At 45.6% G+C, this 1,224-nt stretch carries 1 protein-coding gene; it reads left to right on the top strand.

Annotated features, from left to right (window positions below):
• Nucleotides 1–1,224 (top strand): iron-containing alcohol dehydrogenase (locus ATB74_RS23255; RefSeq protein ID WP_155645167.1); only part of this gene is annotated, 1,224 nt, incomplete at both ends.

The following is a 1,224-nucleotide window of genomic DNA, read 5'->3' as shown; positions in this document are numbered from 1 at the left end:
CGATGACGAATTCGCTCACGAGAAACTATCTCCAACTCTAGGTCTATTCCGTGCAGACGACTTCGAAGATGCTGTTGCTCAAGCGGTAACTATGGTTGAAATCGGTGGTATCGGTCACACATCTGGTCTTTACACTAACCAAGATACTAACGCAGACCGTATCCGTTACTTCGGTGACAAGATGAAAACTGCTCGTATCCTAATCAACATCCCTACTACTCACGGTGGTATCGGTGACCTGTACAACTTCAACGTTGCACCTTCTCTAACTCTAGGTTGTGGTTCATGGGGTGGTAACTCTATCTCTGAGAACGTAGGTCCTAAGCACCTTATCAACAAGAAAACTGTAGCGAAGCGAGCTGAAAACATGTTGTGGCACAAACTACCTAAGTCTATCTACTTCCGTCGTGGTAGCCTTCCAATCGCAATGAGCGACCTAGAAGGTAAGAAACGCGCATTCCTAGTAACTGACCGTTTCCTATTCAACAACGGTTACGCTGATGACGTAGTTAGCCTGCTTAAAGCACAAGGCATTGAAGTTCAAACTTTCTTCGACGTAGAAGCGGATCCAACACTATCTGTTGTTGAGAAAGGTGCTGAAGCAATGAAGAGCTTCCAACCTGACGTAATCCTAGCTCTAGGTGGCGGTTCTCCAATGGATGCTGCTAAGATCATGTGGGTTATGTACGAGCACCCAGAAACTCACTTTGAAGAACTAGCAATGCGCTTTATGGATATCCGTAAACGTATCTACAAGTTCCCTAAAATGGGTCAAAAAGCTGAGCTAGTATGTATTACTACTACTTCAGGTACGGGTTCAGAGGTTACTCCATTCGCTGTTGTTACAGACGACAAGACTGGTGCTAAGTACCCACTAGCTGATTACGAAATTACGCCAAACATGGCTATCGTTGATGCGAACCTTGTAATGAACATGCCTAAGTCTCTAACAGCGTTCGGTGGTTACGATGCAGTAACTCACGCTCTTGAAGCTTACGTATCTGTTCTAGCGAACGAGTACTCAGACGGTCAAGCTCTTCAAGCACTTAAGATGCTTAAAGAATACCTACCATCTAGCTACAAAAATGGTGCGGCTGACCCAATCGCTCGTGAGAAAGTACACAACGCAGCAACTATCGCTGGTGTAGCATTTGCGAATGCATTCCTAGGTGTGTGTCACTCAATGGCTCACAAAATTGGTGCTGAGTTCCACCTACCACACGG

Source organism: Vibrio splendidus (assembly GCF_001557875.1).
GTDB lineage: Bacteria > Pseudomonadota > Gammaproteobacteria > Enterobacterales > Vibrionaceae > Vibrio > Vibrio splendidus_F.
The sequence above is the reverse complement of the archived record's forward strand: the minus strand, read 5'-3'. Positions and strand labels throughout refer to the sequence as shown.